The 21042-nt window shown below is 67.9% G+C and carries 25 protein-coding genes and 1 tRNA gene; 17 read left to right on the top strand and 9 right to left on the bottom strand.

Annotated features, from left to right (window positions below; all coding sequences use genetic code 11):
- Positions 1-63 precede the first annotated feature (63 nt).
- Genes AWC08_RS29100 through AWC08_RS29140 form a run of 9 tightly spaced genes read left to right on the top strand, consistent with a single transcriptional unit; the run spans position 64 to position 10074 of the window.
- Positions 64-1035 (top strand): NAD-dependent epimerase/dehydratase family protein, encoded by a 972-nt coding sequence (locus AWC08_RS29100; RefSeq protein WP_065132445.1) that lies wholly within the window; start codon positions 64-66, stop codon positions 1033-1035.
- An 8-nt stretch (positions 1036-1043) separates the two neighbouring features.
- Positions 1044-2684: a carbamoyltransferase family protein gene (locus AWC08_RS29105; protein WP_069433742.1), complete on the top strand. Its 1641-nt coding sequence runs from the start codon at positions 1044-1046 to the stop codon at positions 2682-2684.
- Positions 2681-4174, top strand: coding sequence for an HAD-IIIA family hydrolase (locus tag AWC08_RS29110; RefSeq protein ID WP_232007867.1), 1494 nt, complete (start codon positions 2681-2683; stop codon positions 4172-4174). Before AWC08_RS29105 ends, AWC08_RS29110 begins: the two co-directional genes overlap by 4 nt.
- Positions 4171-5190, top strand: coding sequence for a glycosyltransferase family 9 protein (locus AWC08_RS29115; protein ID WP_197522001.1), 1020 nt, complete (start codon positions 4171-4173; stop codon positions 5188-5190). Before AWC08_RS29110 ends, AWC08_RS29115 begins: the two co-directional genes overlap by 4 nt.
- The gene (locus AWC08_RS29120; protein WP_065132448.1) at positions 5187-5756 is read left to right on the top strand and encodes a D-sedoheptulose-7-phosphate isomerase; all 570 of its coding nucleotides are present in this window, start codon (positions 5187-5189) and stop codon (positions 5754-5756) included. The genes AWC08_RS29115 and AWC08_RS29120 overlap by 4 nt, the downstream gene beginning before the upstream one ends.
- The gene (locus tag AWC08_RS29125; protein ID WP_167544995.1) at positions 5753-7168 is read left to right on the top strand and encodes a PfkB family carbohydrate kinase; all 1416 of its coding nucleotides are present in this window, start codon (positions 5753-5755) and stop codon (positions 7166-7168) included. The genes AWC08_RS29120 and AWC08_RS29125 overlap by 4 nt, the downstream gene beginning before the upstream one ends.
- A gap of 1 nt (position 7169) precedes the next feature.
- On the top strand, positions 7170-7847 hold the full coding sequence (locus AWC08_RS29130) for an SDR family oxidoreductase (RefSeq protein ID WP_065132449.1): 678 nt from the start codon (positions 7170-7172) through the stop codon (positions 7845-7847).
- The gene (locus tag AWC08_RS29135; RefSeq protein ID WP_232007866.1) at positions 7838-8782 is read left to right on the top strand and encodes a glycosyltransferase family 9 protein; all 945 of its coding nucleotides are present in this window, start codon (positions 7838-7840) and stop codon (positions 8780-8782) included. The genes AWC08_RS29130 and AWC08_RS29135 overlap by 10 nt, the downstream gene beginning before the upstream one ends.
- The gene (locus AWC08_RS29140) at positions 8779-10074 is read left to right on the top strand and encodes a UDP-glucose dehydrogenase family protein (protein ID WP_069433740.1); all 1296 of its coding nucleotides are present in this window, start codon (positions 8779-8781) and stop codon (positions 10072-10074) included. The genes AWC08_RS29135 and AWC08_RS29140 overlap by 4 nt, the downstream gene beginning before the upstream one ends.
- A 60-nt stretch (positions 10075-10134) precedes the next feature.
- Here the strand turns inward: AWC08_RS29140 and mbp1 are convergent, their stop codons facing one another.
- Positions 10135-10371, bottom strand: coding sequence for a microaggregate-binding protein 1 (gene mbp1, locus AWC08_RS29145; RefSeq protein WP_065132451.1), 237 nt, complete (start codon positions 10369-10371; stop codon positions 10135-10137).
- Positions 10372-10574: 203 nt separating this feature from the next.
- Between mbp1 and AWC08_RS29150 the strand changes: the two genes are divergently transcribed.
- Together AWC08_RS29150 and AWC08_RS29155 are read left to right on the top strand one after the other, a co-directional pair.
- Positions 10575-11300 (top strand): SDR family NAD(P)-dependent oxidoreductase, encoded by a 726-nt coding sequence (locus tag AWC08_RS29150; RefSeq protein ID WP_083271150.1) that lies wholly within the window; start codon positions 10575-10577, stop codon positions 11298-11300.
- 53 nt (positions 11301-11353) lie between these two features.
- A complete protein-coding gene (locus AWC08_RS29155; protein ID WP_069433738.1) occupies positions 11354-11611 on the top strand; it encodes a DUF7218 family protein in 258 nt (85 codons plus the stop codon).
- A 9-nt stretch (positions 11612-11620) separates the two neighbouring features.
- Here AWC08_RS29155 and AWC08_RS37205 read toward each other — a convergent pair whose 3' ends face one another.
- Positions 11621-11791, bottom strand: coding sequence for a hypothetical protein (locus tag AWC08_RS37205; RefSeq protein ID WP_167544996.1), 171 nt, complete (start codon positions 11789-11791; stop codon positions 11621-11623).
- 43 nt (positions 11792-11834) lie between these two features.
- Entirely contained in the window at positions 11835-12395 is a 561-nt protein-coding gene (locus tag AWC08_RS29160; RefSeq protein ID WP_069433737.1) for a nucleotidyltransferase, read from the bottom strand.
- 284 nt (positions 12396-12679) lie between these two features.
- Here AWC08_RS29160 and AWC08_RS29165 point away from each other — a divergent pair, with 284 nt between their 5' ends.
- Complete coding sequence (locus tag AWC08_RS29165) at positions 12680-13627, top strand: acyl-CoA dehydrogenase family protein (RefSeq protein WP_069433736.1); 948 nt, start codon at positions 12680-12682, stop codon at positions 13625-13627.
- A gap of 28 nt (positions 13628-13655) precedes the next feature.
- A complete protein-coding gene (locus AWC08_RS29170) occupies positions 13656-14417 on the top strand; it encodes an endonuclease/exonuclease/phosphatase family protein (protein ID WP_065132456.1) in 762 nt (253 codons plus the stop codon).
- Between the two features lies 1 nt (position 14418).
- Here the strand turns inward: AWC08_RS29170 and AWC08_RS37210 are convergent, their stop codons facing one another.
- Positions 14419-14586 carry a hypothetical protein gene (locus tag AWC08_RS37210; RefSeq protein ID WP_162951580.1) on the bottom strand — a complete coding sequence of 56 codons (168 nt, stop codon included), beginning with the start codon at positions 14584-14586 and terminating at the stop codon, positions 14419-14421.
- A gap of 44 nt (positions 14587-14630) precedes the next feature.
- Positions 14631-15170 carry a cysteine hydrolase family protein gene (locus AWC08_RS29175; RefSeq protein ID WP_069433749.1) on the bottom strand — a complete coding sequence of 180 codons (540 nt, stop codon included), beginning with the start codon at positions 15168-15170 and terminating at the stop codon, positions 14631-14633.
- A 142-nt stretch (positions 15171-15312) separates the two neighbouring features.
- Here AWC08_RS29175 and AWC08_RS29180 point away from each other — a divergent pair, with 142 nt between their 5' ends.
- The 4 genes from AWC08_RS29180 to AWC08_RS35930 all read left to right on the top strand — a co-directional run bounded on the left by AWC08_RS29180 (position 15313) and on the right by AWC08_RS35930 (position 17748).
- Complete coding sequence (locus tag AWC08_RS29180; RefSeq protein WP_069433735.1) at positions 15313-15630, top strand: hypothetical protein; 318 nt, start codon at positions 15313-15315, stop codon at positions 15628-15630.
- A gap of 124 nt (positions 15631-15754) precedes the next feature.
- The gene (locus AWC08_RS29185) at positions 15755-16054 is read left to right on the top strand and encodes a DUF4193 domain-containing protein (protein WP_065132458.1); all 300 of its coding nucleotides are present in this window, start codon (positions 15755-15757) and stop codon (positions 16052-16054) included.
- Positions 15957-17441: a cytochrome P450 gene (locus AWC08_RS29190; RefSeq protein ID WP_372513513.1), complete on the top strand. Its 1485-nt coding sequence runs from the start codon at positions 15957-15959 to the stop codon at positions 17439-17441. The genes AWC08_RS29185 and AWC08_RS29190 overlap by 98 nt, the downstream gene beginning before the upstream one ends.
- 151 nt (positions 17442-17592) lie before the next feature.
- Positions 17593-17748 (top strand): hypothetical protein, encoded by a 156-nt coding sequence (locus AWC08_RS35930; protein ID WP_120794271.1) that lies wholly within the window; start codon positions 17593-17595, stop codon positions 17746-17748.
- Positions 17749-17867: 119 nt separating this feature from the next.
- On the opposite strand, the gene AWC08_RS29195 is transcribed toward AWC08_RS35930, so the two are convergent.
- The 4 genes from AWC08_RS29195 to AWC08_RS29210 form a co-directional block, all read right to left on the bottom strand.
- Entirely contained in the window at positions 17868-18509 is a 642-nt protein-coding gene (locus tag AWC08_RS29195; RefSeq protein WP_174900796.1) for a TetR/AcrR family transcriptional regulator, read from the bottom strand.
- Between the two features lie 148 nt (positions 18510-18657).
- Positions 18658-18731: transfer RNA gene (locus AWC08_RS29200), tRNA-Pro, on the bottom strand.
- A 61-nt stretch (positions 18732-18792) separates the two neighbouring features.
- Positions 18793-19896, bottom strand: coding sequence for an L-cysteine desulfhydrase Cds1 (gene cds1, locus AWC08_RS29205; protein ID WP_069433734.1), 1104 nt, complete (start codon positions 19894-19896; stop codon positions 18793-18795).
- Positions 19893-20852 carry a metallophosphoesterase gene (locus tag AWC08_RS29210; RefSeq protein ID WP_065132462.1) on the bottom strand — a complete coding sequence of 320 codons (960 nt, stop codon included), beginning with the start codon at positions 20850-20852 and terminating at the stop codon, positions 19893-19895. The genes cds1 and AWC08_RS29210 overlap by 4 nt, the downstream gene beginning before the upstream one ends.
- Positions 20853-21042: the final 190 nt, after the last annotated feature.

Genomic DNA, 21042 nt, shown 5'->3' on the forward strand with positions numbered 1-21042 from the left:
TACCCGGGGAATCTTCGCTCGAAACCTGCGTTTCAGTGGGCGACTGCCGGGTACCACAGGCCGGTGCGTCCAATCTCGCGTGTTCTGGTCACCGGTGGTGCCGGATTCCTGGGCGAGCACCTGTGCGACCAGTTGCTCGGCGCCGGGGTCGAGGTGGTCAGCGTCGACGACCTGTCCACCGCGCGCGCGGCCGCCCCGCGCAGCAAGGCGCCGGGCTATCGTTTTGTGCGCCATGACATCTGCGATCCGGCGATCATCACCGAAATCGGGACCGCGTTCGACACGGTGTTCCACCTGGCGTCGCCGGCCTCGCCGGTTGACTACTACCGGCTGCCCATCGCCACGCTGCGGGCCGGCTCGGCCGGCACCGCCACCGCGCTGGAAATCGTGCAACGCGGCGGCGGGCGGCTGATCCTGGCGTCCACCAGTGAGGTCTATGGGGACCCCCAGCAACATCCGCAAAACGAACTATATTGGGGCAACGTCAATCCCGTCGGCCCGCGCAGCGTCTACGACGAAGCCAAGCGGTACGCCGAGGCGCTGGTATTCGCCTATCTGCGCGAGGGGCTGGCCGACATCGGCGTGGCGCGCATCTTCAACACCTACGGTCCCGGGATGCGCGCGCACGACGGCAGGATGGTCCCGACGTTCTGCCGCCAGGCGCTCAGTGGTGAACCGCTGACCGTCTCCGGGACCGGGCGCCAGACCCGGTCGCTGTGTTATGTCGACGACACGGTCGCGGGTCTGATTGCGTTGGCGCGCAGTAGTTTCAGCGGCCCGGTCAACATCGGTAACCCGACGGAGGTGACGGTATTGGAGATCGCGGAGTTGATCCGGGACTTGGCGGGCAGCTCGGCACCCATCGAGTTCACGGCCGCGGCGGTCGATGACCCGCAGCGCCGCTGTCCCGATATCACTCTGGCCCAGGAACAGCTGGGCTGGGAGCCGACGGTTGAGTATCACGCGGGGCTGGCGACCACACTGCAGTGGTTCCGGATGACGACCGGGGCCGACAGTGCCCGGTTGGTGATGTAGGGGGCGGCATGCGAATTCTGGGTGTCAATGCGGTATTTCACGACTCGGCGGCGGCGCTGGTCGTCGATGGGCGGGTGGTGGCGGCCGCCGAAGAGGAGCGGTTCTCCCGGCGCAAGCATGGTAAGCAGGCGGTCCCGTTCTCCACCTGGGAACTGCCGGTAGCGGCCATCAACTGGTGTCTGGCCGAGGCGGGGCTGGACGCCAACGACATCGACGCGATCGGGTACTCCTACGATCCCACATTGATGTACGAGGAGTTGACAAATACCGACGGGTTGGACCGGGACTGGGAGTTTCTGCGCACCTTGTATGCCCAACGGGCGCCGCGGTTCCTGGCTTCAGCGGTGCCAGGCCTGAACCCGGCTCTGGTGCGTCATGTCCGCCACCACGTCGCCCACGCCGCGTCCACGGCCTTGGCCTCCCCGCATCCCGACACGGCGGTGCTGGTGGTCGACGGCCGCGGCGAACGGGCGTCGATGCTGGCCGGGGTGTACCGCGATGGCAAGCTCGATGTGCTGGCCAGTCAGGAGCTTCCGCACTCACTCGGGCTGCTGTACGAAAGCCTCACCGAGCACCTGGGTTTCGTCCGTTCCAGTGACGAGTACAAGGTCATGGCGATGGGCTCCTATGGTCGCCCGCGGTTCGTAGACGACGTGCGTCGGTGTGTATACGCCTGTGCTGACGGCGGATTTCGCACCGAACCGATCGACTGGGAGGCGCTGGCACCGCGGCGCCACCCGGGCTCCGAAGAGCTCGACCCGATACACGCGGATCTGGCCTGCAGCGTGCAGTGCGTGATGGAAGAGGTGTTGCTGGACCTGGTCGCCTGGCTGAGAAGCCGCACGGACGAGGATGCGCTGTGTCTGGCCGGTGGAGTGGCGCTGAATTGTGTTGCGAACACCCGTATTCACGCCGAATCCGGGTTCGACCGGATCTGGGTGCAACCGGCTGCCGGTGACTCGGGCACCGCGCTGGGTGCGGCGCTGAGCGTGGCCGCGTCGTGTCGGGAGCCGATCGTCGCGATGCCGACGGCGCAGCTCGGCCGGGGCTGGAGCGACGATCAGATCAGGGCAACGCTCGATGAGGCCGCCGTGAAATATGAACGGCCGCAGGATTTCCCGGGGGCGGTCGGCGACTTGTTGGCCGACGACAAGCTGATCGGCTGGTTCCAGGGCCGAGCCGAGTTCGGCCCGCGGGCGCTGGGGGGTCGCTCGCTGTTGGCCGACCCGCGGCGGTCCGCCAACCTCGAGCGGCTCAATGCGGTGAAGGGGCGCGAGCAGTTTCGCCCGGTCGCGCCCATGGTGCTGGCCGAGCGGGCCGGCGAGATCTTCTCCAGGGGCCCGCTGCCGAGCCCGTTCATGCTGTTCGTGCACGACGTCGCGCCGGGGTGGCGGGACCGCATCCCGGCGGTCACTCACGTCGACGGCACCGCCCGGATCCAGACCGTCGACCGGAAGGACAACCCGCGCCTGCACGCGACGATCAGTCGCTTCGCGCAGCACACCGGGGTGCCGGTGGTGGTCAACACCAGCTTCAACACGGCCGGCCGGCCGATGGTGGACACCCCCCGCGACGCGCTCGAGGTGTTCGGGTCGTCGCCCATCGATGCGCTGGCCATCGGCCCGTACCTGGTGAGGAGGCAGTGGTGACGCTCGACTACGCGATCGTGATCCCGAGCATCGGACGTGAGTCGTTGCGCTGCCTGCTGACGGCTCTGGCCAAGGGGTGCGGGCCCCCGCCGACCGAGGTCGTCGTGGTGGATGACGGGCGGGAGCCGGGCTCCGTTGCCGCCGTGGCCGGCGAATTCCCGGTGCGGGTGGTCTGCAGTGGTGGGCGGGGACCGGCGGCGGCCCGCAACGTCGGTTGGCGCGCAACCACCTGCCCGTGGGTGTGCTTCCTGGACGACGACGTGGTGCCTCATCCGCTCTGGAAGGCGGTGGTGGTTGCCGACCTGGAGGCGGCCGGGGCGGTCGGGGCGGCGGCCTCCCAGGCGATCATCGAGGTCCCGCGGACGGGTTCCGGCAGGCCATCCGATGACGAGCGACGCACCCTGCAGCTGGCCGAGGCGCAGTGGATCACCGCCGACATGGCTTACCGCCGCGAGGTGCTGATCGCCGTCGGCGGCTTCGACGAACGTTTTCCCCGCGCGTACCGCGAGGACTCCGATCTGGCGCTGCGGGTGGTCGCGGCCGGCGGCACCATCGTGGGCGGAGATCGCCGCTGCACACACCCGGTCGCCCCGGCGACCCGGTGGTCGAGCGTGCGGGCGCAGATAGGCAACCGCGACAACGCCCTGATGCGGCGCAAGCACGGACCGGCCTGGCGCACACTTGTCGGCGAGGGACCGGGCAGAATGCCCGAGCACCTGGCCACCACGACCGCCGGTGCCCTCGCCCTCGGAGCCGCATTGTTGCGTCGTGGACCACTGGCGCGCCGCGCGGCCACGGTGTGGTCGCTGCTCACGGCGGATTTCGCGTCGCGGCGCTGGCTGAACGGGCCGCTGACATGGCGCGAGGCCGTCCGGATGTTGGTCTCGAGTGCGGCCATTCCGCCGGTGGCAGTATGGCACCGGCTGGCCGGTGAGTGGACGTTCCGCGGGGCCCGCCGCGATCCGCCGCTGGCAGTGCTGCTCGACCGCGACGACACGATCATCGTCGACCGGCCGTATCTCAACGACCCGGCCGGCGTCGAGCCCACTCGCGGCGCCGATCGCGCACTGGGCCGCCTGCGCCGGCGCGGTCTGCTGCTCGCCGTGGTCACCAACCAGTCGGGCGTGGCCCGCGGCCTGATCAGTCCGGAGCAACTCACCGAGGTCAACGCGCGAGTCAACGAGGTGCTGGGCCCCTTCGATTCGTGGCAGGTCTGCGTGCACGGCGAGACCGACGGGTGTCGTTGCCGCAAGCCGCAGCCCGGGATGGTGCTGGCCGCCGCCGAAGCCCTGGCGGTGCCCCCGTCGCGGTGTGTGCTGATCGGCGACACGGGTGGGGACGTGCAGGCGGCACTGGCCGCCGAGGCTCAGGCGGTGCTGGTGCCCACCCGACGCACTTTGCCGGCCGAAATCGAGCACGCGCAGACGTCGGCCCGGGTGGCCGCGTCGCTGAACGACGCGGTCTCCCTGGTACTGCGGGAGTGCCGGTGAGCACGGCGGTGGTGGCGCGCCTCGACAGCGCCGGCGACGTGCTCATCGCCGGCCCGGCGGTGCGCGCCGTCGCGGCCCAGCACGACCGGGTGACGTTGCTGGTGGGTCCGCGCGGCCGGGCCGCCGCGGAACTACTGCCGGACGTCGACGAAATCGTGGAGTGGCAGGCGCCGTGGGTCGACTTCGACTCACCGGAACTCACCGCCTCCCACGCCGAAGCCCTGATCAAACAGCTGCGCGACATCGCGCCGGCGCGGATGTACATTTTGACGTCGTTTCACCAGTCGCCGCTGCCGCTGGCGCTGCTGGCCCGGATGGCCTCGGTGCCGTGGGTGGGCGCCATCTGCGTCGACTACCCCGGCGCTCTGCTGGACCTACGGCACCAGGTGCCCAGTGGTGTCCCGGAGCCCGAGCGCGCGCTGTCCCTGGCGCATGCCGCCGGGTGCGCGTTGCCGGCGGGCGACGACGGCGCCTTGCGGATCCGATCCCTGGATCCGTTGCCGCCGGAGCTGGCGGCCGCGATCGGCACCGACCCGTTCGTGGTCTTCCATCCCGGAGCCGCGGTGGCGGCGCGGCGGCCCAGTGAGCGGCGCAGTGCGGCGATGGTGGCCGCTCTGGTCGCCGACGGCTATCGGGTGGTGGTAACCGGCGGCGCCGATGAGGCCGAGCTGACCGCCGCGGTCGCGGCGGACCTGGCCGTCGACCTCGGCGGGCGAACCAGCCTCGCCGAACTGGCGGCGGTGTTCGCTGCGGCTGGCGTCGTGGTCGTTCCGAACACCGGTCCCGCCCACCTGGCGGCGGCGGTCGGGGCGCAGATCGTGTCGCTGTTCGCCCCCGTGGTCCCGGCGGCGCAGTGGGGCCCGTACGGGCGGCGGGTCACTCTGCTGGGCGACCAGGACGCGCCGTGTCGAGGCAGCCGCGCGCGGGAGTGCCCGGTATCAGGTCATCCATGTTTAGACGGAATCACCGATGCAGAACTGCTTGCGGCGGTGCGGCGTAGAGGAGGACAGCCATGATCGAAGCCCATTTCGGCGCCTTGCGCGAAGCGGTCAGTCGTACCAGTGCGGACGCGACCCGGTTGCGTTGGTGGGGGCGGCAGCTGGCGGCGGTGCTGTCCGGTGGCGGCCGGTTGCTGGCGTGCGGCAACGGGGGAAGCGCCGCCGAGGCGCAACACCTGACCGCCGAACTCGTCGGACGATTCCAAGGCGAGCGAGTTCCGTTGTCCGCCATCGCGTTACACGCGGACACGTCGGCGTTGACGGCGATCGCCAATGACTACGGCACCGAGGAGATTTTCGCCCGTGGCGTTCGTGCTCATGGCCGGCCCGGGGACGTCCTGGTGGCCTTGTCCACCAGTGGCAGCAGCCGGAACGTGCTGGCGGCGGTGAAGGCCGCCCACGACATCGGGATGGTCACCTGGGCGCTGACCGGTCCGGCGCCCAACCAGCTGGCTGCCATGTGTCATGAGGCGATCTGCGTCGACGCTCCGTCGTCGGCCACCGTGCAGGAAGTTCACCTGGTGCTGGTTCACGGCCTGTGTATGGCGGTCGATGACGTAATGCTGGCATCGGAGTCATCGTGACTTCGCTTGTCATCGTGGGTGATTCGATGCTCGACATCGACATCGAGGGATCGGCGAGCCGGCTGAGTCCGGAGGCGCCGGTTCCGGTGGTCGATGCCGAGCGCGTCGCGCAGCGCCCGGGTGGGGCAGGCCTGGCCGCGCTGCTCGCAGCCCGGACCGAAACCGGGGTCGTGCTGATCACCGGCATTGCCGAGGATGATGCGGGCCGGCAACTGCGCGCGCTGCTGAGCACCGCCGGAGTTCGGGTACTCGGACTGCCGGTGAGTGGAAACACGGTGACCAAGACCAGGATTCGGGCCAGGGGCCAGTCGATGCTGCGACTCGACCGCGGTGACGGCACCGCGGTCAGCCGTCCGCTGTCTCGCGAGGTGTCCGAAGCGCTCGCCGGCGCCGGGGCGATCTGCGTCGCTGATTACGGCGCCGGAATCACCGCGCTGCCCGAGATCCGGGAGGTGTTGACCCGGCTGGCTGCCGAGATTCCGGTGGTCTGGGATCCGCATCCGCGTGGTGCCGCACCGGTGCCCGGTTGCGCGATGGTGACACCGAATCAGGATGAAGCACAACGCTTTTGCACAGAACAGCGACCCGGCGAGATGGGCGAAGTCTTGCGGCGGCGATGGGACGCCGACGCGGTATGCATCACCCGCGGCTCCCGCGGCGCCGAGCTGCACCGCCGGGACGGGGGTGCGCACCGCATCGGTGTCGGACAACTCGCCGCGGCGGGCAGCAGTCCCTCCGATGTCTGCGGAGCGGGCGACCGGTTCGCAGTCGCCCTCGCCACGGCGTTGGGCGGCGGCGCCGATCCGGAGGCGGCCGCGACGACCGCGGTAGCCGATGCCGCCCGGTTCGTCGCCACCGGCGGCGCCGCCGCGGTCGCGACTGCGGTACCCGCACGAGGGCCCGATCTTGTGGTCGCGCAACGTCAACGACAGGACCCGATGGAAGTCGACGCGGTCGCTCTGGCGGCACGGCTGCGCCGGGAGGGTCGCACGGTGGTCGCCACCGGCGGTTGCTTCGACCTGTTGCACACCGGGCACATCCGGCTGCTTCGACAGGCCCGTGATCTCGGTGACGCCTTGATCGTGCTGGTCAATTCCGACGCGTCGGTGCGCGCCTTGAAGGGAGCCGGGCGCCCGGTGATGGGTGACGCTGACCGCGCCCGGGTGCTGGCGGCCCTCGCGTGTGTCGACGCGGTGGCACTGTTCGACGGTCCCACCCCGGAGCACCCGTTGGCGTCGCTGCGTCCTGACATCTGGGTGAAGGGTGGCGACTACACCGCCGACGATCTGCCGGAGGCCGCCGTAGTGCGCCGGTTCGGCGGCGAGGTCGTCATCCTGCCCACCGTCGCCGGCTACTCCTCATCCCGATTGATCGCGGCGGCCAGTGCGCCGTCCACCGACGAAAGGCAGTGACATGAACGTACTCATCACCGGGGGCTCGTCCGGGCTGGGCGCCAGCGCCGCGGCCGCAGTGGTGCAGCGCGGTGGAGTGCCGCTGATTCTCGACAAGAAGCCGCCGGCCGCCGACGTCCCCTATGTCGCCTGCGATCTGGCCGACACCGCGGCCGTGGAAGCCGCCGTCGAGTCGCTGGCCGATCTCGTCGACGGCCGCATCACCGGGCTGTTCACCGCGGCCGGAATCGATTCGTGCGGCACGCTGGAACAGGTCCCGGCCAAGGAGTGGGAACAGGTCATCGCCGTCAACCTGGTCGGCACGGCCGCCGTCGTCCGTGCCGCGCTGCCCTACCTGAAAGCCACCAACGGGCGCATCGTGACCTGCGCCTCCACCCTGGGCATCAAGGCGGTCAGCGATGCGACCGCTTACTGCGCGTCCAAGTTCGGGGTGGTCGGATTTACCCGGGCGCTGGCGGCCGAACTCGCCGGCGAGGTGGGCGTCACCCTGCTGATCCCCGGCGGCATGCACACCCCTTTCTTCGACGGGCGCACCGAGCAGTACAAGCCACCCGCCGACGCCAAACTCAACCAACCCGAAAACGTCGCCGAGACGGTACTTTTCGCGCTGTCTCAGCCAGCCGGTTGTGAGATCCGTGAGATGGTGGTGTGCGCCCCGACGGAGTCGTCGTGGCCGTGAGTCTGCGCGACACCGTCCTGGTGCTGCGCGCTCTCGGCCTCGGTGACCTGTTGACATCCGTCCCGGCCTTGCGTGGCCTGCGGCGGCACTATCGCGACGCCACGCTGGTTCTGGCCGCTCCCGCCCGGTATCGCGAACTGGCGCTGCTGACCGGCGCGGTCGACGACGTGCTGCCCACCGAATCTCTCGGCGACCTGGCGACCCTGCCCGCCCAGCCTTCGGTGGCGGTGAATCTGCACGGCTGCGGCCCGCAGAGCCACGACCATCTGCTGGCCTGGCGGCCCAGATCCGTGATCACTCACTCCCATCCCCGGTACCCGAGATTGTCCGGGCCGTCGTGGTGCGCCGAAGAGCATGAGATCAACCGTTGGTGCGCGTTGCTCGAATGGTCCGGGATCCGTTGTGAGTCAACTGATGTGTTGATCAGCCGGCCCGAGGTAGAGAACGGTGAAACCGATGCGGTGGTGATCCATCCGGGCGCGTCGGCACCGGCGCGACAGTGGCCTGTGGACAGGTTCGCCGCGGTGGCCGCCGCGCTGCGCAATGACGGGCACGACGTCTTGATCACCGGATCGGCAGCGGAATTCGACCTCGCCCACGCAGTGGCCCGGGCCGCTGGCCTACCCCGCACGGCGGTGCTGGCCGGATTACTGGACCTGCCCGCACTGACGGCGCTGGTGTGCGACAGCACGTTGGTGATCTGTGGTGACACGGGCATGGCGCATCTGGCCGCGGCCACCGGCACCGCGTCGGTGGTGTTGTTCGGCCCGACCGCTCCGAGCCGATGGGGTCCGCGCGGACCGGCACCCCATGTCGCGCTATGGGCCGGCAGAACCGGTGACCCGCACGGGGCTGTTCCGGACCCGAACCTGTTGCGGATCGACACCGCCAGCGTGCTTGCGGCAAGCCGCCGCATGCTGAACGAGGCCGCATGAGCACCACCCCGCGGGTAGGCGTAGTGGGAGTCGGCTACGTCGGTCTGACCACTGCGGTCTGCATGGCGGGCCGTGGTCTGGACACCGTCGCCGTCGACGTCGACGCCAACCGGGTCGCCAAACTCGCTGCCGGGACACCAATCATCGACGAACCCGACCTGCCCCGCCTGCTGCGCGACGGATTGTCCGCCGGCCTGCTGAGATTCAGCGTCAGCTTCTCCGACCTGGTCGACCGCGACGTCGTCTTCATCTGCGTTCCCACACCCACTGGCGAGGAAGGGCAGGCCGACCTGACGGCGGTGTGCTCGGTGGTCGATCGGCTGGGCGAGGTGCTGCGCCGCGGCGCCATCGTGGCCATCAAGTCGACCGTCCCGGTAGGAACCACCTCCGCAATGGCAAAACGACTACAGGGCAGAGGCATTCGGGTGATATCGACGCCGGAGTTCCTGCGCGAGGGCCGGGCGGTACATGACTTCCGGCACCCGGACCGGGTGGTGATCGGCACCCACGACGACGGTGCGGATCAGGTGGTACGCCATGCCTACGGCACGGATGCCGAACCGGTTATGCGAATGACTCCGGAAAGCGCGGAACTGGCCAAGTATGCCAGCAATGCCTTTCTGGCCGTGAAGCTTTCCTACACCAATTCCCTGGCCGCACTGTGCGCACGGGTCGGCGCCGACATCAACGACGTGACCGGCTGCATGGGCGCCGACAGCCGGATCGGGCCCGAGTTCCTGCGTCCGGGCCCGGGCTGGGGCGGATCGTGCCTGCCGAAAGACACCGCCGCACTTCTGCATACGGCACGCCAGCATGGGCTGTCCGTCGCCGAGGTCGACGCGGCACGCATGACCAATACCGCCCAGGCCGATCGCATCGCCTCGACCCTGCAGCACGCGGTGGGCCGCAGCCTCGAGGGCTGCCGAATCACGGCTCTTGGGCTGACATTCAAGGCCTCCACCAGCGACACCAGGGACTCACCGGCTCTGGCCGCCTGCCGTGAGCTGTCCCGGCGCGGCGCGCAGGTGCTGGGTTACGACCCGAGGCTGCACAACATCGATCCAGCGGAATTGCACGATGCCGGGGTGACTGCCGTCGACGAACCCTACCGCGCCGCGAAGGCCGCCGACGCCATCGTGCTGTTGACCGAATGGTCCCAGTTCGCGGAACTCGACTGGCAGCCGATCGCACGCGAGGCGCCGGGCGCGGTCGTGTTGGACACCAGGAATCTGCTCGACCCGGCGACGGTCCGGTCGGCCGGACTGAGATATCTGGGAAATGGTGTGGCGTAGGGCGTCTCAGAATGGGTGCGGCCCTGGCCGACTGGCCAGGGCCGCTGCAGGAGAGCCCGCTTACTGGTTGGACTTCTGTCGTTCCTCGGCAGCCTCGGCGCCACCGCGTGCGGATTCGGCTTCCGCCTCTTTCTTGGCGACGTCGCGCTGCGCGTCGGCCTTGTCCTGCTGAGCCTCGCCCTCATTCTTCAAGTCGTCGCTGCCGGTAACGGTGCCGACGGCTTCCTTGGCCTTGCCTTTGATTCCCTCGGCGACACCTTTGACGCCTTCTTGGGGTCCACTGTCCTTGTCGCTCATTCGCTTTCCCATCTATCGGTAGTCACCGCGATTGCGCGGCAACGCAGCTTCGGGTTCCCGGTATCCGCTACCTGAAACAGTGGCGGCCGCGTCGGACGACGCAATTGGCCAATGCGCGAAAACAATCGGGCTCTACGACCGTATACGTTTGGCCCCGCCTGCCCCGGGTAGCACCACGCTAGCGCGGACCTGGGAGACTGTTGATGACTGCAAGATTAGCCTTGATTACCGGTGCCAGCTGTGGCGTGGGCTTCGCATTGGCCGAACAGCTTGCCCGGCGTGGTTACGACCTCGTCATTGCCGATCGATACGACGAAATACACACGGCAGCAGCGGCGCTCACCGTGTTCGGCACCGAAGTGCAGGCCGAGCAGATCGACCTGTGCGAGGCCGGTAACGCTTACGTGCTGCACCGGCGCGTGATGGCGGCCGGCCGGCCGGTGGTAGCGGCGGCGCTGACCACCGCGGTCGACGATGCCTCGTTCTCCGACGGCACCCTCGATGGCGCGCTGGGAGAAGTCGACAAGTGCGTGCGTGGGATCATGGCGCTGGCCCGCCGTCAAGCCGAGCGGATGGCGATGTTCGGGCGCGGCCGCATCGTCTTGACCGCCTCCCCGGAAGACCGGAAGCCGGGCATGGACACCGCGGTGCACTTTTCCACCGCCGCGTTCCTGCAAGCGTTCGCGGACCAACTCAATACCGAGCTCAGTGACGCCGGCGTCGAAGTCGTTGCACTGATGCCGAAACCGAACACTCGGGACATCGCACCGCTCACCCGACAAGCCCTGGAGGCCCTCACCGGCGACGACAAGCAGGGAATCGCGGCCCGGGCAACCGGCGCCATGACCGCGCTGGCCGAACGATTCGTTCCCGACCTCGTCAAAAACCCGGTCCGGCAGATCATTTCACCGACCGGGCAGGCGGTTTGATAGAGGTCGATTGGGGAATGCACTCAGCGAGATCAATGTAGGAGGTGGCTGCTATGCCGAATTCGTCGATCAAGAACGAGAAGCTGTACAAGGACTTGCGGAAGAAGGGTGACTCGAAAGAGAAGGCCGCGCGGATCTCCAATGCGGCCGCCGGCCAAGGGAAGTCCAAGGTCGCGAGCAAGGGCGGTAAGTCCGGATCGTATGGGGACTGGACCGTTCCGGAGCTGAAGAAGCGGGCCAAAGAGCTGGGCATTTCCGGCTATTCCGGCCTGACGAAGGACAAGTTGGTCCAGAAGTTGCGCAACCACTGATCAGCCGGGTCAGTCCGGAGGCTCGTCCTGCGGTCCCCGCACCGGAGCATCTTCCCGCTCGGTCGCATTGCCGGGCACCTGTTGGTCCCGGCGTTCGTCGACGACGTTCTGCTGGAGTTCGTCGACCACATCTTCGAGGTCCTCGTCACGGCGGAGTCCACGACTCGGTTGCGGTTCCATGGTTTTGGGAGGTACCCGTAATCGGCGGTTTTACCCACGCCCCTCAGTTCCGCAGACCGAGGCGGTCGACGAGCACCAGGAAAGCCGCGGCGAAATGGTTCTCCGCCGTCTCGCGCGCGATTCGATCCCAGTCAAGCTGCTCCCTGACGGCCCTGGCGGCCGGAATCAGTTTGGTGAAATCGCAATAGTGCTCGGTGAGGGCACGGAGTTTCTGGATGAACACGGTCGTGGGCGGCAGCACCGGAATCGAGATCGCCAGCACCACGCGCTGCTCGGCGCACGACAGCGCCTCGGGAGTCACCCGCACGCCGTTGACGCGGTGCAGCACATCGACCATCGTCTCGCCGAGGTGGGCCTTGAACAGCCAGTCCTCCGGCGGACGTGCTATCCGGAATCCGGCCTTGCCCAAAGTGGTGGCCGCGAGCGGCACGTCCGCTTCGGCCACCACGATGTCGACGTCATGCGTCGGCTCGGGGGCGCCGTAAGCCCACAGCGCGTAGCTGCCCGCCAGCGCGAATGGCGGGCCGTGCTCTTTGAGTGCCGACACCGCAGAACGCAGTGCTTCGCGAAGTTCGGTACAGGACGGGTCGGGGGTCGAATTCATGGTCGCTACGGCATACCCGGCGGTGGCCAATGGCAACCGGGGGCCGGGTTGTGCTGTCGCTCAACCGTTTAGTCGGTATCGAAAAGGGAAATCAGATGCATTATGTCAGCCGCAGTGTCGCGTACGGATGTTGACTTGGCGTCGCGCTTCCAGCATGCTGACAACCACATTTGCCGAGACGCCGCACGGTCGGTCGTTATTTCGGCACGAATCCGGGCTCGGGCGCCACACGGATTTGCTGATCACAATAGTTCGCTTTCTGAAAGCGCGACGGGGGATGTCGCATGACGGCCGGATTGGTTCAGCACTGGCTGGACTCGGGACGATTGGAATTGCCGTTGCCGGCAGCGGGCTATACCGCTGAGCGCCTGCAGCGGTTGGCGCGTTTGGCGCAAGACGACATTGCCGCGGCTCGCATCGCGGAAGCCCATGTGGACGCCGTCGCGATCTTGCACGAACTGGGTGGAAAGCCGCCCGAGGCCGGCCAGCTCTGGGGTGTGTGGGCGGCCGAAAGTGTAGAGGCGAAGTTGACCGCCACCAGCATCTCTGGGGACGAGTTCGTGCTCAACGGCACCAAGGTGTGGTGCTCGGGCGCCGGGTTCTGCTCGAACGCCCTGGTCACCGCGCACCTGGAGGGCGGTGAGCAGGGTCTGTTCGCGGTCACCCTCACCGACGTCGGGGTCAGGCCGCTGCCCAGCACCTGGTGGAACCCGGGCATGGCGGGCAGTGACACGCGGTCGGTGCAGTTCAGCAACGTGCACGCCATCCTGGTCGGCGAGCCGGGCGATTATCCGACCCGTGCGGGGTTCTGGCATGGGGCGATCGGGGTGGCCGCCTGCTGGCTCGGCGGCGCCCGCCGCGTTGCCGATCCGTTGTATCGGTGTGCCCGCAGCGAATCGGCGGACGCCTATGCCCTGGCGCACCTGGGTGCCGTCGATGCGGCGCTGGCCGCCGGGGACGCGATGCTGGGTGGGGCGGCGGCGCATATCGATGCCGACCCGTTCGACCGGACCGGTAACGCCCAGTTGCTGGCCCGGCGTGTTCGCGCGGTCGTGGAACACGCCGTCGACGAAGCGATCACCCGCACCGGACGGGCCCTCGGGCCCGGCCCGCTGTGCGAGGACGGCAGGCACGCCCAGCGGGTGGCCGACCTGACCATCTACATCAGACAAAGCCACGCCGAACGCGACCTGGCGGAACTGGGCCGGTTGGCCGGGCGGCGCAGCCGTTGAGGGCCACGCGGGGGCGGGCTGGGTTCTGGTGCGGATAGCGACGTTCAACATCCTGCATGGCCGAACCCTGGGGGACGGGGTTGACCCGCGGCGACTCGAGGACTGCGTGCGGAAGCTGGATCCCGACGTGCTGGCCTTGCAGGAAGTGGATTTCGACCAGCCCCGCTCCGGCCGGACGGATCTGACCGCGGCCGCGGCGGAGGTGATGGGTGCGGTGGAGCATCGGTTCGTGGCCGCCATCTCGGGCACTCCTGGAGCGACCTGGATGGCTGCCACCGGCCGCGAACAACCCGGGACCGCGGCCTACGGGATCGCGTTGCTGTCGCGGTTCCCGGTGACCAGCTGGCAAGTGGTGCGGTTGCCGCGCATCCCGATGCGCTTTCCGATGTATCTGCCGGGTCCCAACAAGGTGATGATTGTCGACGAGGAGCCGCGCGCGGCGGTTATTGCGCGGGTGCGTACGCCGCTGGGGCTGATGACGGTGGCCAACACCCACTTGTCTTTCGTGCCGGCGTGGAATGTGCGGCAGCTGCGGCGCCTGGTGCGCGATCTGCGCGGCCTGCCGGGGCCACGGCTGCTGATGGGTGACCTGAACCTGACGCCCGCACCCGTGCACCGCTGGACGGGTATGCGGCCACTGGCGTCGGCAGTGACGTTTCCCGCCGATGCGCCGACTCGTCAGCTCGACCACATCGTGACCGACGACAAGCAACTGCGCGCGGGCGCGACCGTCGCCGAATTGATGCCGATCTCGGATCACCGGCCGCTGGCAGTCGACCTGCACCGCTGAGTCAGTCCTGCTGGCTGCGCGCCTCCGCGCCCGTCATCCCCGCATCGAAGTCGTCATCGGCGGCCGTGCGTCCCACGTAGTCACCGTCGTCCTCGCGTCCTTCGCGGGAGTTGGCGACGTGCTCGTCGCCCTCCACGTCTTCTTCGCTCTTTTCCTTGCCGCCGGTCATCGCGACCTCCTTCGGTCTTCGGGGGTGGTTGGCTGCGGTGCCCGTTATGGCAGGCAGTGTTCGGCTTTCACGAGCTCGGCGCTCATATTGCGTTCCATCATCTTCAGCGCGGCCGAACCCAGTTCGTCATCGATGTGTGCGACCGCGTCGGACGGCACTACCACGTCGTAGTGGCGCAGGTAGCCGTCCAGCGCGCTGTAGAGGATGCACTGCTCGGTGACCTGACCGGCGAGTACGAGCCGTTGAGTCTTCAGGCGATCCAGCAGATAGTCGAGCGCCGTGGAGTAGAAGACGCTGTGCCGGACCTTGGTGAGCAGGTAGGTGTCGGATGGCGGCACCAGCGGCTTGACCAGCTCGGGCCGCTTGCCGTCCAGCGCGCTGGAGATGATGGCCTGGCGGTCGGCGGTGAAGTTGCCGTGGTTGTCGTTGACGTAGATGAGGTCGACGTCGTCGTGGTTGCGGGCGGCGTTGACCAGGCCGACCAAGGGATCGATGATGCCGGCGACGTTGTCGGCCAGCCGATCGGCGTCGGGATGGTCGTAGTCGTTGAACATGTCGATGATCAGCACGGCGGTATCACTCACAGACGACTTGTACCCCATCTCCGGGAACTCAACAGGATGCTGAGCGATCCTAGGGATCCACCGCCAAAATTGGCTAGTGCGGAAACTATATCCGTAGGATATAGTGACCTCAACAAATCTTCCTACGTCTCTTGGAGTGAGCATGGTTTACATCGGGACAGGCCCGCTCGTTCACCGGCCGGCTGCGACCAGCGACTCCAGTGAGCACGCCGTGAGCGTGCCGGGCGTGGTGGCTGCCGTGACGTGGGCGGTCGGTCTCGCCATCGGCCTCGCCGCCATGTCGGCCGGACATGAGCTCGTGGCCGGCGTGTCCTTGGTGCTGGCCATCATGTCGCCCTGGCTCGGCCTCGCCTGGGTCGCCCGCAACCAGCGCGCCGACATGCGGCGCCAGCGCGCCCTTGCGGCCCAGACGGTGCTGTACCCGGAGGGTTGGCCCGCGCTGCAACTGACCGCGCGCTGACCCTTATCACATCTGGGAATTCCTTTTCGGCGAAGGGGTGTGGGCCGCACCGGAATGGGGTACTGCCTGTGCCAACGGGCGACCATCAGATGGGCAGCCCGGCCCTCCGCAGGAAGGAACTGCCATGACGACCGTCAGCGACTACGACGCACGCCGCGTGACCGATGCCGACGCCGCGGACCGGTCCACGCTTCGTGAGCTGGGACCGATGCCGAAGCTGGCCACGACGGTTGTTGACGACGACCCTAACGACTCGCTCTTCTTCGAGCTGCCGGGTGCGGACCTTTCCAGCGAAGAGCTGTCGGTCACGGTGATCCCGCAACGCTCTGACGAGTTCACCTGCTCGAGCTGCTTCCTGGTGCAGCACCGCAACCGGTTGCGCGACACCAGCGGCGGGCGGCAGATCTGCGCCGACTGCGTGTGACGCTTCGCTCTCGTCGCGGCGAGGAGGACAATCGCTGCGCGTGAGCCCGCCACCCGGACTGCCCGCTCCGCGCGGCTTCCGCAGCGTCTTTGCGGCGGCGTACGCGCTGGCTTACCTGGTCGGCGGCGAGCGCCGGATGATGCGACTGATCCGCCGGTACGGGCCGATCATGACGATGCCGATTCTGAGCCTGGGCGACGTGGCGATCGTCTCGGAGCCGGGGCTGGCCAAGGAGGTATTCACCGCTCCGACGGATGTGTTGCTCGGGGGCGAAGGGGTGGGGCCGGCGGCGGCCATCTACGGGTCGGGCTCGATGTTTGTGCAGGAGGAGCCGGAGCATCTGCGGCGACGCCGGCTGTTGACGCCCCCGCTGCACGGGGCCGCGCTGAACGCGTACGTGCCGATCATCGAGGCGTCGACGCGCGCGGCGATGCGCGAATGGCCCGTCGACCGCTCGTTTGAACTGCTACAGGCGGCGCGGGCACTGATGCTGGACGTGATCGTCCGGGTCATCTTCGGCGTCGAGGACCCCGGCGAAGTGCGGCGACTGGGCCGCCCGTTCGAGCACCTGCTCGATCTCGGCGTATCCGAGCAATTGACCGTGCGCTATGCGCTGCGGGGCCTCGGTACGTTGCGGGTGTGGCCGGCCCGCGCCCGGGCCAGGCGCGAGATCGACGAGGTCGTCCTGCCGCTGATCGCCGCGCGCCGGGGCGACCCGTCATTGTCCGACCAACGCGACGTCCTGGCGCTGCTCATGTGCGCCCGAGGCGAAGACGGAAAAGGGCTGTCGGACAGCGAGATTCGTGACGACCTCATCACCCTGATGCTGGCCGGCCACGAGACCACCGCAACGACGCTGGCGTGGGTCTTCGACCTGCTGCTGCACCATCCTGATGCACTGGCCCGCGTTCGGGAGGAGGCCGTGCATGGCGGTGAGGAGTTCACGACCGCGGTGATCGATGAGACGCTGCGCATCCGCCCGCCGGCTCCGTTGACCTCCCGGGTCGCGGCGCAACCTTTCCGGCTGGGCGGCTACCAGGTTGGCGCCGGCACGCGGATCGTCGTGCACATCATCGCGATCAACCGCAATCCGGCCGTCTATGAGCGTCCCCACGAATTCCGGCCGGAGCGATTTGTCGGGGCCCGGCCTCAGACCTATGCGTGGCTGCCATTCGGCGGTGGTGTCAAACGCTGCCTGGGCGCCGCGTTCTCGATGCGCGAGCTCGTGACGGTGTTGCATGTGTTGTTGCGCGAGGGAGAGTTCAGCGCCGTGGATTCCCGGCCGGAGCAGGTCGTGCGCCGGTCGATCATGCTTGCTCCGCGCCGCGGCACCAGGGTCCGGTTTCGGCCCGTCAAAGACGGCGGGAGGCCAGTGCGGCGCTGGTGATATCGGCAAGCTGGCTCGCATCAGCGGTGACGCTGCAACACGTGCATTCGATGTAAATCTGTGACACTGCATTGTGATTGGACGCACATATCGCGGGGTACACCCAACTTGGATCTGCCAATTAGACAGCGTTCAACAGAAGGGGCGCGACGTGATCATCCTGGGAATTATTCTGCTGCTGATCGGCTATTTCGCCGGTATTCCAATTCTGTACACGATCGGCGGCATTCTCGTGCTCGTCGGTGTGATTCTGTGGATTCTGGGTGCGGTTGGGCGCCCGGTAGGAGGCCGAAGAGTCTGGTTCTAGCGCACTCATTTTGCGCGCTGGACTAGTTGCGTCGGACCGGAACCGTGGAAACGCGGTTTCGGTCCGACGCATTTTGGTCGGTTATGAGTTGGGGTCGCGGCAAATGACTGCGCCAAGTCTCAGGCTTGGCGAGGCTCCTTGAGAGTCCAGCGTGAAGCCAAGGTGTCGCAAATGGTGAGTTCCTCGATCTCATTCAGGTCGTGCATAAGGAGTCCTTCGACGGTGAAGATGCCGATCATCACTTCGGCTTCCACCGTCGAAGACGAGACTCCCGCAGTCTCCAACTCGTAGCGGAACATACTGCCGGTGATCAGATGGAAGTTGCGATGCCACTCGGCGATGGCGGCCGAATGTTCGACGCGTGCGTGCACCGTCGTCACTAGGCGGCTCATCTGGTGTAACTGGCGAACCACCCACAGCAGTCGAGCGGGGATCGGTTCGGTCGCAACTTGTCGGTACTGCGGCCAGATGTCTGCCATGACGGAGTCGAGCACAGCGATGAGAACGTCGTCCTTATCCCCGAAGTACCAGTAGATCGTGTTGGGTGCGACCACCGCACCACCCCCTACAACACCCGACCCAAAGCCACCCCAAGCCAACGCCTCGACACCCACAACCGCGTCCGCACCGACCGCATCGACCAATACGGAAAACTCACCCTCCGCCACGCCGGCCGACTCCACCACATCGGCATCCGCCGAACCCACGCCCGCACCCGCGTCCTGATCCTCATCCAAGACCTCAACATCAGAATCATCCACGCCGCCACCGGCGAACTCCTCCGCCAGCTAACACTGGACCCCACCAGGGACTACCAACCCCGCGGCACCCCCACCGGCCGACCAAAGAAAAAACCCGAACCCTAAAACGAGGGTTCAGGCTATTCCGATGTCTTGAGACATCACAGGGTCGGGGTGGCGGGATTCGAACCCACGGCCTCTTCGTCCCGAACGAAGCGCGCTACCAAGCTGCGCCACACCCCGCTTGAAGCCTCGACAGCCTATCGCACCGGACCAGCGACCTCCCAAACGGCAGGTGGGCGGCTCAGCTCCACCGGCAGAAGCGCTCGAATTCGGCCAGCGCCCGGGCCGCATCGCTGGGATCGAGCCCCTGGCCGGCCACCCACTCGTCGTCGAAGTAGGTGTCGGCGTAGCGATCGCCGCTGTCGGCCAGCAGCGTGACCACCGAACCTTGGCGGCCGTCTGCGACCATCTCGGCCAGCAGTCCGAACGCGCCCCAGAGATTGGTGCCCGTCGACGGGCCCACCCGGCGCCCCAGGACGGCGCTGACGTGGCGGGCGGCGGCGATCGACGCCGCATCGGGCACCGAGACCATCCGGTCGACCAGCGACGGCAGAAACGACGGCTCCACCCTCGGGCGGCCGATGCCCTCGATGCGCGACGACGCGCCGGTCACGACGTCGGCCCGGTGCTCCACATAGGCCGGGAAGAATGCCGAATTCTCCGGGTCGACGACGCACAACCGGGTCGCGTGCCGTCGGTACCGGATGTAGCGACCGATCGTCGCGCTGGTCCCACCTGTGCCGGCGCCCACCACGATCCAAGCCGGTATCGGGTGTGCCTCGTATTCCATCTGCAGGTATATCGACTCGGCGATGTTGTTGTTGCCGCGCCAGTCGGTGGCGCGCTCGGCGTTGGTGAACTGGTCCAGGTAGTGGCCTTCCGTCTCCGCGGCGACGCGGGCCGCCTCGGCATAGACCTCGCTCGACTTCTGCACGAAGTGGCAACGGCCACCTTGTGATTCGATCAACGCGATCTTGGCGGCGCTGGTGGCCGCCGGCATCACCGCGACGAACGGTAGTCCGAGCATCGCCGCGAAGTAGGCCTCGGACACCGCGGTGGAACCCGAGGACGCCTCCACCACCGTGGTGCCCTCACCGATCCATCCGTTGCACAGCGCGTAGAGAAACAGCGAGCGGGCCAGCCGGTGCTTGAGGCTTCCGGTGATGTGCGTGGTCTCGTCCTTGAGGTAGAGCTCCACGCCGGCCTTCTCGCCCCAGCTCGCGGGCAAGGGGTAGCGCAGCAGGTGGGTGTCGGCGCTGCGCCGGGCGTCGGCCTCGATCAACCGGATCGCATTGTCGGTCCAGCCCCGGGAGAGACTACGACCCGCGATGCGGGTCTGCGTCAACGCACGGACACGGTTGGCTGCGAGCGTCCCAGGTTGCTGGTCGAATCCCGGCCACCCATCGGGGTGGCGATGAGCGTCAGCAGGGTCGCCTCGGGCCGGCAGCAGAACCGCACCGGCGCGAACGGTGAGGTCCCGATTCCCGCGGACACATGCAGCCGGGTGTTGGAGCCCCACTGGGAGGCGCCCTTGGCCCGCGAGCGGTCCAGGCCGCAGTTGGTGACCAGCGCGCCGTAGAACGGCAGGCACAGCTGTCCGCCGTGGGTGTGGCCGGCCATGATCAGCTGATAGCCGTCGGCGGCGAAACGGTCCAGCACCCTGGGCTCCGGCGAGTGCACCAGCCCCAGGCGCAGGTTGGCCGCCGGGCTCGCCGGCCCGGCGATGGTGTCGTAGCGGTCCCGATCGATGTGCGGGTCGTCGACGCCGGCGGCGGCGACGTGCAGGCCCGCCACCTCGAACTCACGCCGGTTGTGGGTGAGGTCCAGCCACCCGCGCTCGGTGAAAGCCGCACGCAGGTCCTGCCACGGCAGCGGCTCTCCCTTGATCCGGTGATCCGGGTTGGTCAGGTAGTTCATCGGGTTCTTCAGGCGTGGACCGAAGTAGTCGTTGCTGCCGAAGACGAACACACCCGGCCGGGACAGCAGATCGCCCAAGGCCTGCACCACCGCGGGCACCGCCTTGGGATGGGCGAGATTGTCACCGGTGTTGACCACCAGGTCGGGATCCCAGCTGGCCAGCTCGCGCAACCAGGCCTGCTTGCGCCGCTGGTTGGGTGTCATGTGCAGGTCGCTGATGTGCAACACCCGCAGCGGGGTGGAACCCGGACTCAGCACCGGCATGGTGATCTCGCGCAGCACAAACGCGTTGCGCTCGACGAACGCGGCGTAGCCGATCCCGGCCACCGCTGACCCGAGCGCCGCGGCGCCGGTCCTTAACACGACGGGGAGTACCTCAGCCATGTCAGGCAGTTTACTGCCGGGGGCCGACTCGACGCGCGTCTCTTCGTGTGATCAGCGGCTACGGGGGCGGGGCCGGTGGCGGAGGCGCCAGCAGCGGAATGGTGATCGGCGGCAGGCCCGGAATCTCGACGACCTGGGACCCGACTACCTCCGGCGGCAGCCCGCCATCCGGCGGCGGCGGGGGTGGCGG

Origin of the sequence: Mycobacterium gordonae (assembly GCF_002101675.1) — a bacterium.
Classification (GTDB): Bacteria; Actinomycetota; Actinomycetes; order Mycobacteriales; family Mycobacteriaceae; genus Mycobacterium; species Mycobacterium gordonae.